12 protein-coding genes are annotated in these 14045 nt (G+C 48.3%); 1 reads left to right on the top strand and 11 read right to left on the bottom strand.

Annotated elements, in window-relative coordinates:
• Window positions 1-228 precede the first annotated feature (228 nt).
• From GT674_RS01360 to GT674_RS01345, 4 genes are read right to left on the bottom strand one after another with little or no spacing between them, the layout of a single operon-like run.
• Window positions 229-708 carry a hypothetical protein gene (locus GT674_RS01360; RefSeq protein WP_161284005.1) on the bottom strand — a complete coding sequence of 160 codons (480 nt, stop codon included), beginning with the start codon at window positions 706-708 and terminating at the stop codon, window positions 229-231.
• A 57-nt stretch (window positions 709-765) separates the two neighbouring features.
• Complete coding sequence (locus GT674_RS01355) at window positions 766-1458, bottom strand: integrase (protein ID WP_161284004.1); 693 nt, start codon at window positions 1456-1458, stop codon at window positions 766-768.
• The gene (locus tag GT674_RS01350) at window positions 1406-3280 is read right to left on the bottom strand and encodes a recombinase family protein (protein ID WP_161284003.1); all 1875 of its coding nucleotides are present in this window, start codon (window positions 3278-3280) and stop codon (window positions 1406-1408) included. The genes GT674_RS01355 and GT674_RS01350 overlap by 53 nt, the downstream gene beginning before the upstream one ends.
• A gap of 13 nt (window positions 3281-3293) precedes the next feature.
• On the bottom strand, window positions 3294-4274 hold the full coding sequence (locus GT674_RS01345; RefSeq protein WP_161284002.1) for an AAA family ATPase: 981 nt from the start codon (window positions 4272-4274) through the stop codon (window positions 3294-3296).
• 249 nt (window positions 4275-4523) lie between these two features.
• On the opposite strand from GT674_RS01345, the gene GT674_RS01340 reads away from it, so the two are divergent.
• Window positions 4524-4865 (top strand): helix-turn-helix domain-containing protein, encoded by a 342-nt coding sequence (locus tag GT674_RS01340; protein WP_161284001.1) that lies wholly within the window; start codon window positions 4524-4526, stop codon window positions 4863-4865.
• Window positions 4866-5105: 240 nt separating this feature from the next.
• Here GT674_RS01340 and GT674_RS01335 read toward each other — a convergent pair whose 3' ends face one another.
• The 7 genes from GT674_RS01335 to GT674_RS01305 form a co-directional block, all read right to left on the bottom strand.
• On the bottom strand, window positions 5106-5768 hold the full coding sequence (locus GT674_RS01335) for a PBECR4 domain-containing protein (RefSeq protein ID WP_161284000.1): 663 nt from the start codon (window positions 5766-5768) through the stop codon (window positions 5106-5108).
• Between the two features lie 297 nt (window positions 5769-6065).
• On the bottom strand, window positions 6066-6467 hold the full coding sequence (locus GT674_RS01330) for a hypothetical protein (RefSeq protein ID WP_161283999.1): 402 nt from the start codon (window positions 6465-6467) through the stop codon (window positions 6066-6068).
• Between the two features lie 148 nt (window positions 6468-6615).
• On the bottom strand, window positions 6616-8820 hold the full coding sequence (locus GT674_RS01325; RefSeq protein WP_161283998.1) for a recombinase family protein: 2205 nt from the start codon (window positions 8818-8820) through the stop codon (window positions 6616-6618).
• Window positions 8820-10922 carry a recombinase family protein gene (locus tag GT674_RS01320; protein WP_161283997.1) on the bottom strand — a complete coding sequence of 701 codons (2103 nt, stop codon included), beginning with the start codon at window positions 10920-10922 and terminating at the stop codon, window positions 8820-8822. The genes GT674_RS01325 and GT674_RS01320 overlap by 1 nt, the downstream gene beginning before the upstream one ends.
• Window positions 10923-11142: 220 nt before the next feature.
• A complete protein-coding gene (locus tag GT674_RS01315) occupies window positions 11143-11625 on the bottom strand; it encodes a hypothetical protein (protein WP_161283996.1) in 483 nt (160 codons plus the stop codon).
• Complete coding sequence (locus tag GT674_RS01310) at window positions 11540-13249, bottom strand: phage tail spike protein (protein WP_161283995.1); 1710 nt, start codon at window positions 13247-13249, stop codon at window positions 11540-11542. Before GT674_RS01310 ends, GT674_RS01315 begins: the two co-directional genes overlap by 86 nt.
• A 15-nt stretch (window positions 13250-13264) precedes the next feature.
• On the bottom strand, window positions 13265-14041 hold the full coding sequence (locus GT674_RS01305) for a hypothetical protein (RefSeq protein WP_161283994.1): 777 nt from the start codon (window positions 14039-14041) through the stop codon (window positions 13265-13267).
• Window positions 14042-14045: the final 4 nt, after the last annotated feature.

The following is a 14045-nucleotide window of genomic DNA, read 5'->3' as shown; positions in this document are numbered from 1 at the left end:
TAGTGCTTCTATGTTTTCAGGCGCAAAAAACAGGCCATCAACTCGAAAATTGATGACCTAAATATCGGTGCAAAAGCTCACTTATTTGATTGTTGAAAAAAACCCACCTGGTTTCCGTTCCTGCCTGCTACGCTTTAAGCAAGCCGGATGGTAACCAAGTGGGCTTCTTTTATTTCGGATATTCTTTTTTTCTGATCCAGCCTTTTCCTTTGCTTCGCCACACGCCCCTCACATTGCCCCACTGTCGGCTTTTTCTTCCGGGGTGGGATTGTTTTGCGATGGAGACCCTTCTGCCCGACACAGGGCAAACGTGGGGCTTCCTGTTCCGTCCAGCACTCTTCCATTTTCAATAGGCAGTGCTTCTTGAATTTGAAAGCTGACCAGCCTCTGCTCAGGGAACGGATTTCCAATCATGCGGTAAGATCTGCGCTTATCCCATTGGGCATTTTTATAAACCATTCGCACGAAGGCCACGCACTTGATCTCACAGCTGCTGAGCTCATTCAATTTACCCACCCGATGAGCTCCTGCATCTGCCGCACTGCATACCTGCACGGCGATCTGATTCATTTGGGGATTGTATAAAAACCGATAGTGTGACGGCCAGCCGAGCGTTTCAAGAGTGCTGCGAAAAATCGTGATCCGTCCTTCATCCACGTTTAATGTCATACCGAGAACACCGGCGTGCCATATTTTCTGTTCCTGCAATCTACTCACCTCCTCCTAAAAATGGGCGCACTTCCCCCTTGGTTTCTTTTCATCCTTCTAATCCGCACTGGTACCGGGGGCCTTCCCCGTCAGGATGCTCATCGACACATATCCATCTATTTGCTTCACTTCTGATTCTTTCAGGTGCTCTTCTACAGGCACGCCAAAAGTGCCCGCAATATCATCCGGGTAAAATCCCTTCCTGGTATTTACAGGCTTTGTTTCCTCTGATTGTGACGCACTTTCCCCTTTCTTCCGTTTCTGACCTTCGTGGAAAATTTCTGGCACGAGAAGGTCAAAAACATACAAGGTCTCTCCTTCAAAGTTGATTCGATACCCCAGTATCTTATAGCGGCAGTCACTATCCCAGCCCATCTCGTTATAAACCAATTCTGAAAATGGTTTACAGGACATCTTTCTGCTCTTTCGCTTGTCCGGCTTCGCAATACACCAACGCAAAGCATCCTTATCATTTTCATCACAGCCGCGTACAACGATACGCTTCAAGTCACTGTTGAACATGACGTGTACATAAACCACATCTTCCAGCCCACTGATGCAGGCTGTGTTGAATGTGATACTGTCTTTTCGAATCACAATTGCCGGGTCCCGGAGGTGAGCGAACAGTTCTTTTCGCACCACTTGATACCCATCATATGAAAAAGTGCTCTCCAGTTCTTCAGCCTTTGCATCTCTTTCAGTCTCTAATGCCTGCTCCTTCGGCGGCATCAACGTTTTGTTTTCCTCCATCTATGTCAACCCATCCTTCCATTATTTCTTCCGCTTCATGGAGCAGTGTATTTAGACTATCTGCGGTAAAAATGTTCATTTCCTTAATTTCTGATGCCGGCCGAAGTACATCCCAATTGCCGGCATAATGCTCCTGCTGCAAAATACCAATCTGTGCGACGCTCGTGATTGGCTGGCCAAAAGTCCCCGCCCATTCCGGTGGGAAAATATAAATCGTCTTTTTAACTGTTTCGCCTTCCGATTCTTCCTCCTTAGGTGGCAGGACGATTTCCTCCACCTTGATCATCTCCGGCTGATCGAGTTCAAAGAGCATCAGCTTATCGCCTCCCTGCTCCACAAGCTGACCACGGAAGCGGTATTTCAAATCTTCGTCCCACTCCATAATGTCAAAAAGAGCCTTTGCCAGTCCTCGGCACCCAAGGGTATTTGCACACCAGCGTCCTTCTTTCAATCTGCCCCAGCGGATTGCATTCGGATTGCTCTTTTCGCACGGCCGAATGGCAATACATCTGTCAACTGAATTCAGAAGCAATTCTACATACTCCACATCATCAAACTTTTTCAGACAGGCAGCATTAAAACGCAGCCTTCCGTTTGAAATTGTCATCGCCGGATTCTGCAAGGTTGCAAAATACTGTGCCCGGACTACTTCATAGCCAGTAAGATCCAGACGATTCCTTACTTCTACCGTGTTGGACTGTTTTTCCCGCATGACGCTTTCGGATGCTTCCCGGTATTCCTCTGCCGAGAAACCTGTCCAATCCTTATCAAAAGGCACATATCCGCGAAGGATGCCATCATCTACCACACTCAAAACTGGCAACGGATGATTTTTCTTTTTATACGTCCGGGATGCGCGCAGATGATTGGCCGCATTGAAAACATCTCTGGAAACAATCGCCTCGTGATGGTCCCGCTGACGGTACTGCGTTCGATCATTGTTGTTCTTCTTTGCCTTGTGCGTAAGGAAGTTTGGTGTGAAAGTCTTTCTCGCCAGCACATCCCCACAATGGCGTTCATTTGCAATGATTCCGGCAATCGTGCCCGGATTCCATTCCGTGTTTCCCAGCTTCGTCTTCCGCTCGTAATCTGTCAGAAGTTCCGCAATATCCTTTAGCGAAAATCCATTCAGGTACAGGTAATAAATGACCTTTACTGTCTGAGCCTCATCCTGATTCACCACAAGGTTGCCATCCTCATCCTGGTCATATCCAAGCAACGCCGGCGTAAGGAAAAGTCCACGGCTGAACCGGCGATCAATGGACCAGTTCATGATAATTGATTTGGAATGGGATTCTTCCTCTGCCACGGATGCCAGAATCGTCAGAATCATGCGTCCGTTACTGTCCAGGGTGTAGATATTATCCGCTTCAAATTTTACCCCTACGGGTGGGTCAAGATTCTTCAGCGTTTCGATAACAGAAAGGCAGTCAACGATATTTCTGGCAAAACGGGCGATGGACTTTGTAAGAATCAGGTCAATCTTTCCCGCCTTACAATCCTCGATCAGCTGCTGCATTCCTTTGCGGTGTGCCAGCGAAGTGCCGCTGATTCCTTCATCATCATAAATGCCAACAAACTCCCAGCCGGGTTGGGCCTTAATGTAGTCCGTATAATAATTTTTCTGAAGCTCATACGAGGAGGTCTGTTCATCATTGTCAGTGGAAACACGTACATAGGCAGCGACACGACGAATAGAGGTGCTTTCTCCAAGCCCCTCCACAATTTTGGCCGGGATAACCTCCAGTTCGGAAGTATCCACGCCTCTATATCGGTCTCTAATTCTCTGCTTACGATCTATCACTTCTGTTCCACTGCTCATTCTATAGTTCCTCTCATTCCCCCGGTTTTATGCTCCAATACCACTGGCGCATCTTCCGATAACTTCGGATGCCGAGTTCTTTCTTTGTATTTTCTGCTGTTCTACGGCTGATACCTTCGTCGCTCAACCGCATATAGATTTCTCTGGATCTCATATCATCTTCTGAAAGCAGCTTCTTAATCAGGTAGGCTGCTTTTTCAGACTTTGATTCAAATACTGGTGTTTCCGGCTCTGCTGCCGGGTCCTGTGCTATTTCACATTCCAGCCATTGGAAGCCCTGCTCCGCTGTTATCGAAAATTTGATTTCTCCATCTGACGGAGCCAGACTGTTTTTTATCTGCCGGACGATACGGACATCTGTGTTCTTTGGATCTCGCTCCACCTGCAGGACACTCCGGGCGGCCGCCACCACATCAATACTGCCAAGGCTCCGATACAGGCCTTTTGTTCCCTCTTTTTTGTTGAGGTGACCGATCAGCACAATGGCGCAATCATATACAGATGCCCACATACCAAGACGCTGCATCAGCTTTCTGGCTCTGCCTGCAATCTGAAGATCAGAATCACTTCCGAGATAAGCCTGTATCGGGTCAATAACCACAAGCCGTGGCCGAAATTCTATAATAGCCTGCCGGATGCGTTCATCATCCAGTGTCAGGCCACTGTATGTTTCTTCATTTATAAAAGCCACATTCCCACAATCTGCCCCACACTTTTCCAGCCGGGGCTTGATGGTATCTGACACACCATCTTCTGAACACTGGTAAATGACCCTCTGTGATAATCCAACTGCTTTGCCATCCGGCAGCTTTCCGCCTTTGGATAACTCTGCTATCAGATTCATCATCATTGTGGACTTACCATCGCCGGGGTCGCCTTGCAGCAATGTAATCTTCCCAACTGCTATGAACGGATACCACAGCCAACGAACAGAAGTCGCCTGTACATCACTATATAATGTAAGAATCCCTTTTTCTCCTTTGCTCGTCATCATCGTTCCTTTCCATGTGCAGTCTTTTCTACATTTATATTATAAGGTTTGATTGATGATTTGACTGCTACCTATCATGTAGCACGTTTCATGTTTTGCTACCTGCTATGTAGCAAAATGGGCTAAGACCACACAGCAGATAGGGGTGTGAGCTTTTGCGGTCTTAAACTCTTCTATAACCAGTTGCTATGTATTTTTCTCTACGGGATAATTGTTACAGCCTTATGCGGGTAAACATAAGGAGGACCACACATGGCCATTGATTATGAAGCTTTGGGCAAGCGTATTTCAAACGCCCGCAAACAAACTGGTATCACGCAAGAGGCTCTTGGGGAACAGCTTAACATGACCCGAAAACACATCAGTGTTATTGAAGCAGCTATCAACCGTCCGAGCCTGGATACTCTGGTTGATATCGCAAATGCACTGAACGTATCAGCAGACGACCTTCTCGTAGACAGTCTGACACACTCGGCTTCCACTGCCGATTCCGAGATTCACCGTCTGCTTTTGGACTGCAACACACTTGAGCAGGAGATTCTTACCCGAATGGTAAAGGAACTGAAAGCGATTTTATACGGATTGGGAGTATGATTTTGTAACCCGTTGACCACATAACACAAAAACCCGCATAAGCCACAACTGCACTTCGGAGCATGCCGGGGTGCTGTCTGTGGTTCATGCGGGATGAGGCAAAAAAAGAAGCCCACCAGCGTACCATGTAAGAATTACACAGTGCGCCAGTGGGCTAGTGAACGAGTTTTCAATCTTCGTTCCGATCTCTCGGACAGGTTTTGTGTCTCTGCCCCGACATAAAGATCATTTTTACCTATGCTATTTGGTATTGTCTACACTGCTGTTATCTTCCGCTTCTAGTCGCGGCAAAGAGTCCCAATCATCCGGGTATTTGAGTTTATCATAATCTATCTTTTTGGCTCGATAGATAATTTGACTAAACACACTCTCATCTGCACCTTTTATATATGTAGCAATAATTCTGTAAGAGTCCTTTATATTGTCACGGATATCTCCCTCAAGTAATGTATCTGGGACATAATCTCCAGTTCCTGTAACATCACGGAAACCAAGTGCCCATTTTACACCGCCAACAAGTTTTTCAGTGTATAACAACGGATGTGAATTATTAAAATTTCCCATCATGCTTGCAGACAAGTTAGCGTGTTTAAAGGCAAAAGGCAAAACCGCCAGTTTTTGATGTGTCGTTCCTTTTCCCGCAAATTCAATATCGGTTTCTTTCAAGCGACCATCAATACAGAAATTATAAAAATCGAGATGCGACCATGCACTATTTGTAAGTTCCAGTCCAGTCAGATGATGAAAGTTACTAGCATCAAATCCAACCTCAAGCGATGAAACCTTCTTATGCTTATCGGTAACTACAAAGAGTAACCGCTTTCCAACAAAATTATCTTTGTACAGCCTCGCCGCTGATATTGCTATCGAAACTGCCTCTTTCTTTGTGTACTTCTTTCCCATGCTGTATATTCCAATTCATTTATGCAAAATTTAAAGGGAGACTACAACACCGCAGTGCTGTGCGCCTCCCTTTATGACTGATTTTATCGTTGTCCGCCAACACTCCAGCCCATACGTCTGGATTCGCTATCAGGTTTTATCGTTGCCTGCCAACCCTCCGGCCTATACATCCGGATTCACTATCGGATTTAAGGTGTCAGCCACACCAGCAGGATGTCGCCTACTTTCCTACTCATAGTATACTCGATAAACAGCTTTTTATCAACTGGTTTTGAAAATTTTCTTTTGAACTTTCTATTAACTTCTGACCCATCTCAAGCTCCTATACGCATCCAGCACGAATTCCAAAAACTGGGGACTCATCTGCTCCACCATGCTCTTGCCATCCACGTTCTCTAGCATGGTCACACCAGCTTTTGACAAGTCATCTTCTCTCTTCTCCAGCTCCCTGATGCTGTCTGCTACGGCCGCAGCGATGAACGCAGCGAGCTTTGCTCCGTCAACATTGCTTTGTATAGGCATCGGTGCGCCATCATCACCGGCTAACCGGATTACCTTCGGGTCAAGGATAGCCTCTACTTTTTTAAATGCTTCTTTCTCCGGCATCCGCCGCAGATACCCTTTCATTGCACTCACGACCACCAACTCCATCTGGGTCGCTGCATAATCTTCTACTGAAAGCCATGCTAATCTCTTCATGTCGTTCTCTCCTGCTATGTGTATTTCTGTACTCTCAACATATAGCAGAATTTTGCACATAGCAATGGGTTCGGAAAAAAAATCCTCCAAAAACAAAAAAATCCCCACCAGACAAGACAAAGTGTCTCATCCAGTGGGGTTCCCAAAATCACGCTTCCTGCTCCAGCAATGCTCGTTCTTGTGCTTTCCGTTTCCGGATCATCAGCGTGTGTGCCGTTTTTTCCTTTCTCTTTTCTCTATGGTACCGAATGCAGAGTCCGTTGACCTGCCAGCCGTCCATCAGCACCTCGACCGTTTTATTCGGATTGCATCTGCGGAATCCGATGAAAGCCATCAGCGTCCGGCTGTTGCCGGTGCTAGTCAGCTTGACTCCAAAATTCGTCGTGTAGGTGATCACATCACCGTCAACGATTCCTTCCTTGATGAATGCGAAGTAAACGCCCTTTTCAAATTCCAGGAAATCCGGAGCCTGTTCCACCCGGTCTGCACCCATCTTTCTTTTTCCACGCCGGATATCACTCAGGATTTTGCTCCTTGCCTTGCCGCCAAAGTCACGCAGGCAGCTTCCATCTGTATCCAGACCATTGACATTCAGCTTCATGCCGGCCTTGTTGATTTCGGGCAGGGCTTCCAGGCAGCGGATGAAAAAGTCGTAGTTGTGCTTCATCTCCGAAAGAAGCTGTTCTTCCTGGCTGAGTTGCTGCCGTTCGTCCATTTTCTCATTCAAACGTTCCCGCAGATCATCCACCAGTCTTTCGTAGGTATCAATCTCCGGGCTGGCTTTCTGGCGGCCACGCTCTACTGCTTCTTTCAGCCGCCCCTGCATCTGAGCCATTTTTTCCTCCAGCTGCAGAATCTGCTCATCCAGTTCTGTTTTTCTGGAAGAATCCCGTTCTGCGACGTGCTCCTGCACCTTCTGGTAGACCATCCGGAATTCCGAATCGATCCATGCGTTCTCCCCGTTTTCTTCATGGTCGCGCTTGATGGCGTACAACATTTCCATGAAGCTCTGCTTGACCGCCGTCTCGTATACAAAATGGGAAGGGCACTTTGCATCCCCTTCGCCGATATAAATCGGATGCCAGGCAACATCCGGGTCTGCTTTTCCCATAAATGGCCCATCGTTGGTCGGTGAGGTATCCTTAAGACTTGAGCACCGCCAAACGGGATAGGTGTAATAATATCGTTCATAGTAATCATCCGGCGAACTGCCCTGTGCCAACAGCTCACTGCGGCAGGCATCCAGACACCTGTCATCCTCGAAGTGCGTTGCTCTTGCCTGCAGGGTTCTGCGGTAAAAGGGGGCTCCGCACTTTCCGCATACCAGGTTATCAAAGACATCCTTGCCCACTCGTTTTTCCCGCTTCTCATCCTTCTTTTTTGTTCGGTTTTTCTTTCTATGTGCAAGAATTTCCTGTGCCCGCATCCATACCGCACGATTGATAATCGGGACATGGTGGTCCGTCACATAAAATTTCGGAGCTTCTCCATTGTTTGGAATCGTCTTGTGGCTCAGGAAATCGACGGTAACCGTTTTCTGCATTTCGCAGTCACCAACATATTTTTCATTCCGGAGGATAAAATCCACACTTTCGCTCTGCCATTTTGTCCCTTTGGATGAAGGGATTCCCTTTTCATTCAGTTCATTGCTAATTTTGTAAGAAGATTTTCCCAGAAGGAACTCATCGAAGATGAACCGCACCACCTTGGCCTGTTCTTCTACAATGACCCAGTCCTTATTCGTCTCACCGTCCGTATAACCGTAGACCGACCGTGGATTTCCAAAGGCAATCCCTTCCTGAAACCGCTTTTGAATACTCCAGCTGATATTCTTGGAGATCGAATTGCTCTCTTCCTGTGCCAATGCTGAAAGGATGGTCAGGAGCAATTCGCCAGATGCATCCAGCGTATCGATGTTCTCCTTTTCGAAGTACACACCGATTGGCGGGTCACACTGCCGAAGCTGTCTCACGCAGTTCAGCGTATCGACCGTATTTCGTGCAAATCGGGAAATGGACTTTGTAATGATGTAATCGATCTTCCCGTCCAGCGCATCCTGCATCATCTGATTAAACTCGGTGCGGTGGTTACGGTTGGTGCCGGAGATTGCTTCATCTGCATACATTCCGGCAAAAGTCCAGCCTTCTTTTTCATTGATCAGCTTCGTGTAATAGCTTTTCTGCCCCTCATACGAAGTCTGCTGGGCAAGCTCATCGGTTGAAACACGGCCGTAAGCGGCAACCCGGATGTCCTTTGCCTTTTTCAGCTGACCGCCGGCAGACACTCTCCGCTTCGTTGCCGGAATCACCTGCACATTGTTTGCAACCGTCCCTTGTGTCATTTGTCTGTTCATCAATACTTCCTCCTTATCATGCCAGGCTGCTGATAGCCCTCAAATACGCTATCACACTCCACTTCCGTACAGGTGTCATCAAACCAGTGGATTCTAAAATGTTTCGGTGAAAAAATGGTAACGGAAAGCACAAAGGCTTTCACATACGTTCCAACTGCTTCATCCAGAAACATCTGCGTCCCTCCCGCCAGAGAATCCAGCCATTGCAGCGTTTTCTCCCGGATTTCATGGGTCTGCTCCAGCTTCTTCCAGTAATCTTCCATGTACCGAACCTGTTCGGCCTGTTGCTGGGCTTCATGTTCCAGCTTCTCCAGCTGTTCTTCTTCATTGAGAAGTCGGTTTTCTAACTCTGTGACTGCTTCTTTATCTCTCGGTTCTCCCAGCACCTCACATCGCACTTTCAATGCTTCTTTTTCCGCCTGAATATCCCGAATGTGCTGGTGGACATCCCGAATGCTATAGTTCACTGCAGACAGCTGGCGTTTCAGAAAATCCCCTTCCTGCTCCATATGGTCGAAATCATGGATCTCTCTCAGCTTCTCAGTCAGGTTCTTTAATGCCTGATTTCTCGCATTATCAATGGGTGCTTTGGAGATCATCTGCATGACCTCATGGACTTCTGCATCCATCTTCTCACCCAGCTTGAATTTTTCGGCAAATGCTTTGCAAAGCAGCGTCTGGATCTGCTCTTCATAAATCGGTTCCATTCGGCAGCGCTTCTGTCCCTGCTGGGCGAGCTTCGTCGCACACCGCCAGATGGTTGTCCTTGTTGTGGAATGGCCTTGAAAATACCGTCCGCATTCTCCACACAGCAGGAGCTTGGAATAGTTTCTTTCGTTTCTTCCCTTTTCGATGCCCCTATACTTTGCCGTGTATGCCTTCCAGACTTCCTGTGCTTCCTGCCACAATTCTTCCGAAATGATAGCCGGATGATGATTTCGTATCAGGTATTTCGGCTTTTCCCCCTTATTGACCTTCTGTTTATGCCCATTCCTGTGATCGGTGTAGGTCTTCTGACAAAGTACGGAACCGCAGTAACGAACATTTGCGATCATGTACCGAACATCCGTTGCCGTCCACCCCCGCTTATCTTCTTCCTTTAGTGCGCCAGCTGGCAGCACAGTCGGCTTCCGCTTTTGCCGCTGTCTGCATCCGCTGTTCGGCGGCGGGATATGCAGGGCATCCAGCTTCTGGGCGATCTGTGTGAAGCTCAGCTTTTCTTTTGTAAAAAACCGGAACACCATCCGAACAATCTCTGCTTCTTCCGGGATGATGAACACTGCCCGGTATCGGTATCCGTTCTCGTTCACTGTATACTCCCCTTTGCGGAATTCGTATCCGTAGATATCCTTGTTGCAGACATTTCCGGCCGGAAACCGTTTCTGATTGCTCCATGCAATGTTTGCTGAAATCGAACGACTCTCTTCCTGGGCAATAGCAGCCAGCGTAGTAAGAATGAACTCGCTGTAAGCATCCGCTGTATCCATCGCTTCCCGCTCAAACAGGATCGTGACATTGTTTTCCTTTAAGGTCCGCAATGCCACAAGAAAGTCCTGCGTGTTTCGGGCAAAACGGCTGATGGACTTGCAGATCACACGGTCAATCTTCCCCTGCTTGCAGTGTCGGAGCAAACGGTTGAAACCTGTCCGTCCTTCCCTGCTTGTTGCGGAAATGCCATGATCGGAATAAATGCCGGCGGATGTCCACCCTGCATTTCCTGCCAGGAGTGACATAAAGTAGCGTTCCTGCATTTCATACGAATCCTCCTGTGCCGGATTGGTGGAGGAAACACGGATATATGCGGCGACCCGAACAGTCTTCTCTGAAATTGATGTTTTCACCGCTGGTATTGCCGGCCGGCATTCCTGCATCACATCGGATGCGAGCTGGGAGAATTCTTCCATACTCTCCAGCTCATTCACCGGCATTTCTTTTGTCGGTGCGTAGCTGGTTACAGGCGGCTTCTTTTTCTCAGTCTTGACCTTTTGCATGGCGGCAAGAATCTGCGCCACTGATTCACTCTGTTCTGCCTTTTTCTTTCCTTTTGCTTCCGGCAGCTTCATCTTTGACATCAAGTCATTCAGAAAAGCATTTGAATCCATATCGTCCTCTCCTTTCGTCAGATTTTCCTTCCGAAAGGAAAACGTGTGGTAATGCCACCGCCTTTTCCTATCTTCGGGTAGTGACATATTTGCTCTATCCGGCACTTATAGCAAGTGATATCCGAACTATAAATCGTAGAATATCTGCCCCTATAATCGGGCAGAACTGACGATTGCGTTGTATGTAAAAGGCTCTCCTTTTCAGGAAAGCCCATGAAGGTCAGATACGTGCTGCGAAGTCAAGTGCGATCCAGCCTGCACCGGATTTCAGCTTGCCCCAGCCTTTCACAGAACCAGCACCCGCAGATTCTGCCACGATGGTGAACACGCCCCTTCCGGTGTAATAACCGGTCTTGCCGTAGTTTGTGCCTGGTCCTTTACGGATGTTGAGGTCATTGATAGACACTCGAACCGCATACGGCACAGATGCAGTCTGGTTCACAGGATAGACCGCCTTGCCGGCCGGATCAAAAACCGTATACCCCGGATTCGCATCCGCACACTGCTTCGCATAGGACAGATCATGGAACGCCCCTTTCTGGGAAGCTGCATTCTGCCAGCTCTTACGCACACGATACCAGCCAGAGATGTTACCTCCCTGGTTCTGGGCTGAGGCATTATACTGTGTCAGGTTCCAGCGTTCGATGATATTGCAGAGATTCTGCACATAGGTGTGGCTGGTGGCATAGCCGCCATCTCTCATCCAACTCCTTCTGCAGATCTTCTGAGATTTCTGTTAGGGTGCTATACCGCTTATCCAGTTCCTCATACAGTTCTTTGGACAGCTTCTTTGCCGTTTCATACCGCTGATCGAGTGTTTTCTGAAGTTCAACAGAAATAGCGGTCGCTGTTTTGTACCGCTCATCCAGTTCCTCCAGCAACTCCTCGGAAAGCTCGGCTGCTTTCTTGTAACGGTCGTCCAGTTCCTTGAGTGTCTGCTCCAGCAGGATTGCTGTTTTGACTGCGGAATCATCTGACTCCCAGCCATATCCCCATGTCTTCCCGCCATCTGTGGAAACAAAAAATCCGGCTGGGCTATTCTTCCACGCAGCCGTTGATTGTTTCAGGGTTGCTGCGTTGAATGCGTACCGAGTCGTATTTCCCTTACTGTCCGTCTCATTCTTATAATGAAGGCCGAACAGTGCAGCAAACAGCGCACCATCATAGATAATGGAGGCCGAAATGCCGCCCATCTGCTCTCCCACTGCTGTTTCCACACGGACTGCGGTATCGTATGCGGCGGTTGCTGTATTTCGGATACTGTTAAGGGAGCTTGTCAGGGAAGAATTTCGGCTGTTGACCGTGGAATTTGACAGTGTGATGCTGTTGTACCGTTCCAAAAGCGAGTCATATTCGGTTTCTGTAACCTTGGAACTGGCTTCAATGCCCAGCTTCGAGATATACACATGAACCGTATCACAGAGCGAGACCTGTTCTGCCTGTACAACATCCTCATATCCGGGTGTATTCCAAAGCTGAATGAAGTCGATTTTAATGTCGACCTCCGGTTCTGTCAGGCTGGTCGTATCAATATAGTCCTGTGCATACTCTCGCAGAGCCGCTTCCGATGGCTTTTCCTGAAAGGCACTGGTGCAGTCCAGCACCGTAATCTTCTGATACGGCACAGATTTTCGGCTGACCATGACCACTTTTTCCGGCAGTTCCATAACCGCCTGCGTTTCGTTGTCTACCCAGTACGGATGCACTCCTGTAATGGTATTCTCGATGGATTTCTCCATCTTGAAATCCGTCAGATTTTTGCCGTAGACGATATGAACGTTGTGGTCCGCACCTCTGGCTCTGTGAAACTTGACTGTGTAGCGATCCCACTCGAACTCTCCTCCAAAAGTATCCAATACCGAGCCATCCATACCGCCCAGACAGTTACGGAAAGATGCCGGAACGGACACAGTAAACATCGCACTGGATGCCACATCTGTCCAAACTGAGAATGGACAGTCGGAAGCCGCATGGCTTTTTAGCCCCTGCACCGCTCCTGCGCACCCACTCACTGAGAACGGGGAAACTGTAATAAAGTTGAGCTGATAGGAAATATGCCGTGCCTGCACTTCCAGCTTTCCATCGATCGGAGTCGTGATCTTGTAGATTCGGAACGGCTGCGGCTGCATCGTATCGGATGGTTTGGCAAGGATGATATTTCCCTCCTCCAGCATTTCGGCATGGATGCCATCTGCCGGACAGATGAGCTTCAGCTCATAGCTTCCATTTCGCTTTTCCGTTACGGTACAAGACTGTGCATCTGCCAGTTTTCCGATGCCGTTGTGGTTGAACTTTGTTTCTCTGGAATCATATAAACATGGGATCACTGGCTGCACCTCCCCTCAGAGCGTCCACCAACGGGGAATGACTTCCACCGCCGTGATACCGCCTGTCCATGTGATTTGTGTCTTTCCCTCCGGCAGTTCCGGGAAATCATCCGAAAGGATGGTCTCATTGCAGAAGCCGGAAGCGTTGTAAGCGTTATGCGTCTCGCAGTTGAGCAGCACATAGTCTTTGATGCTGTGGATGGTGATCTTCTCTTCCCCCACATACAGCTCGCCGCCAGAATCTCCATAAACCTTGAAGATGGGCTGTGCAGGAAAAGCAAAGGGATTTTTGAGTGTTGTCCTGCTCTCCAGCCGAATACTTCGCTGTCCATCCACGCTCCACCGCTGGGGTTTACAGTTGAATGTCAGCTCCATCTCAGCAGCTTTCTGAGCTGTCACATCAAAAGCAAGGGCATCTTTGCAGACCGCCATCCGGAAAAAATCCGGGTCGTAGGTATCCTGCAATTTCTGATATCCAATCGGAGATAACAGCCATGCCTTGACTATTGCGGTCTTGGCCGGCAGACCGTTGAAGAAAAATGCCTTATACTTGATATCCACGTTCTGATACCTGCGGCGGCCTGCCTTTGCATTCTCGGTGAGGATGTCTCCGTTCCTGCCGGGTACGGAGGTACTCTCCACATCCGCAGCCGGAGAATCATACACACCGGGACCAGACAAATATAATAGGAAGTCTTTGCTGGACTTCCCGGCAAACGACAGATACTGTCTGGCATATCTGTCTTTTAACTGAAACTGTGATACTGTTTGCTTTGGGGTGTTATAGCCCATACGC

This window comes from Blautia sp. BIOML-A1, assembly GCF_009883055.1.
Lineage (GTDB): Bacteria > Bacillota > Clostridia > Lachnospirales > Lachnospiraceae > Blautia_A.
The sequence above is the reverse complement of the archived record's forward strand: the minus strand, read 5'-3'. Positions and strand labels throughout refer to the sequence as shown.

Bases quoted from the DNA above. Each gene is read 5' to 3' on its own strand.
- GT674_RS01355 (WP_161284004.1), bottom strand. From the start codon at position 1,458: ATGGAGGAAAACAAAACGTTGATGCCGCCGAAGGAGCAGGCATTAGAG.
- GT674_RS01350 (WP_161284003.1), bottom strand. From the start codon at position 3,280: ATGAGCAGTGGAACAGAAGTGATAGATCGTAAGCAGAGAATTAGAGAC.
- GT674_RS01345 (WP_161284002.1), bottom strand. From the start codon at position 4,274: ATGATGACGAGCAAAGGAGAAAAAGGGATTCTTACATTATATAGTGAT.
- GT674_RS01340 (WP_161284001.1), top strand. From the start codon at position 4,524: ATGGCCATTGATTATGAAGCTTTGGGCAAGCGTATTTCAAACGCCCGC.
- GT674_RS01335 (WP_161284000.1), bottom strand. From the start codon at position 5,768: ATGGGAAAGAAGTACACAAAGAAAGAGGCAGTTTCGATAGCAATATCA.
- GT674_RS01330 (WP_161283999.1), bottom strand. From the start codon at position 6,467: ATGAAGAGATTAGCATGGCTTTCAGTAGAAGATTATGCAGCGACCCAG.
- GT674_RS01325 (WP_161283998.1), bottom strand. From the start codon at position 8,820: ATGAACAGACAAATGACACAAGGGACGGTTGCAAACAATGTGCAGGTG.
- GT674_RS01320 (WP_161283997.1), bottom strand. From the start codon at position 10,922: ATGGATTCAAATGCTTTTCTGAATGACTTGATGTCAAAGATGAAGCTG.
- GT674_RS01315 (WP_161283996.1), bottom strand. From the start codon at position 11,625: ATGAGAGATGGCGGCTATGCCACCAGCCACACCTATGTGCAGAATCTC.
- GT674_RS01305 (WP_161283994.1), bottom strand. From the start codon at position 14,041: ATGGGCTATAACACCCCAAAGCAAACAGTATCACAGTTTCAGTTAAAA.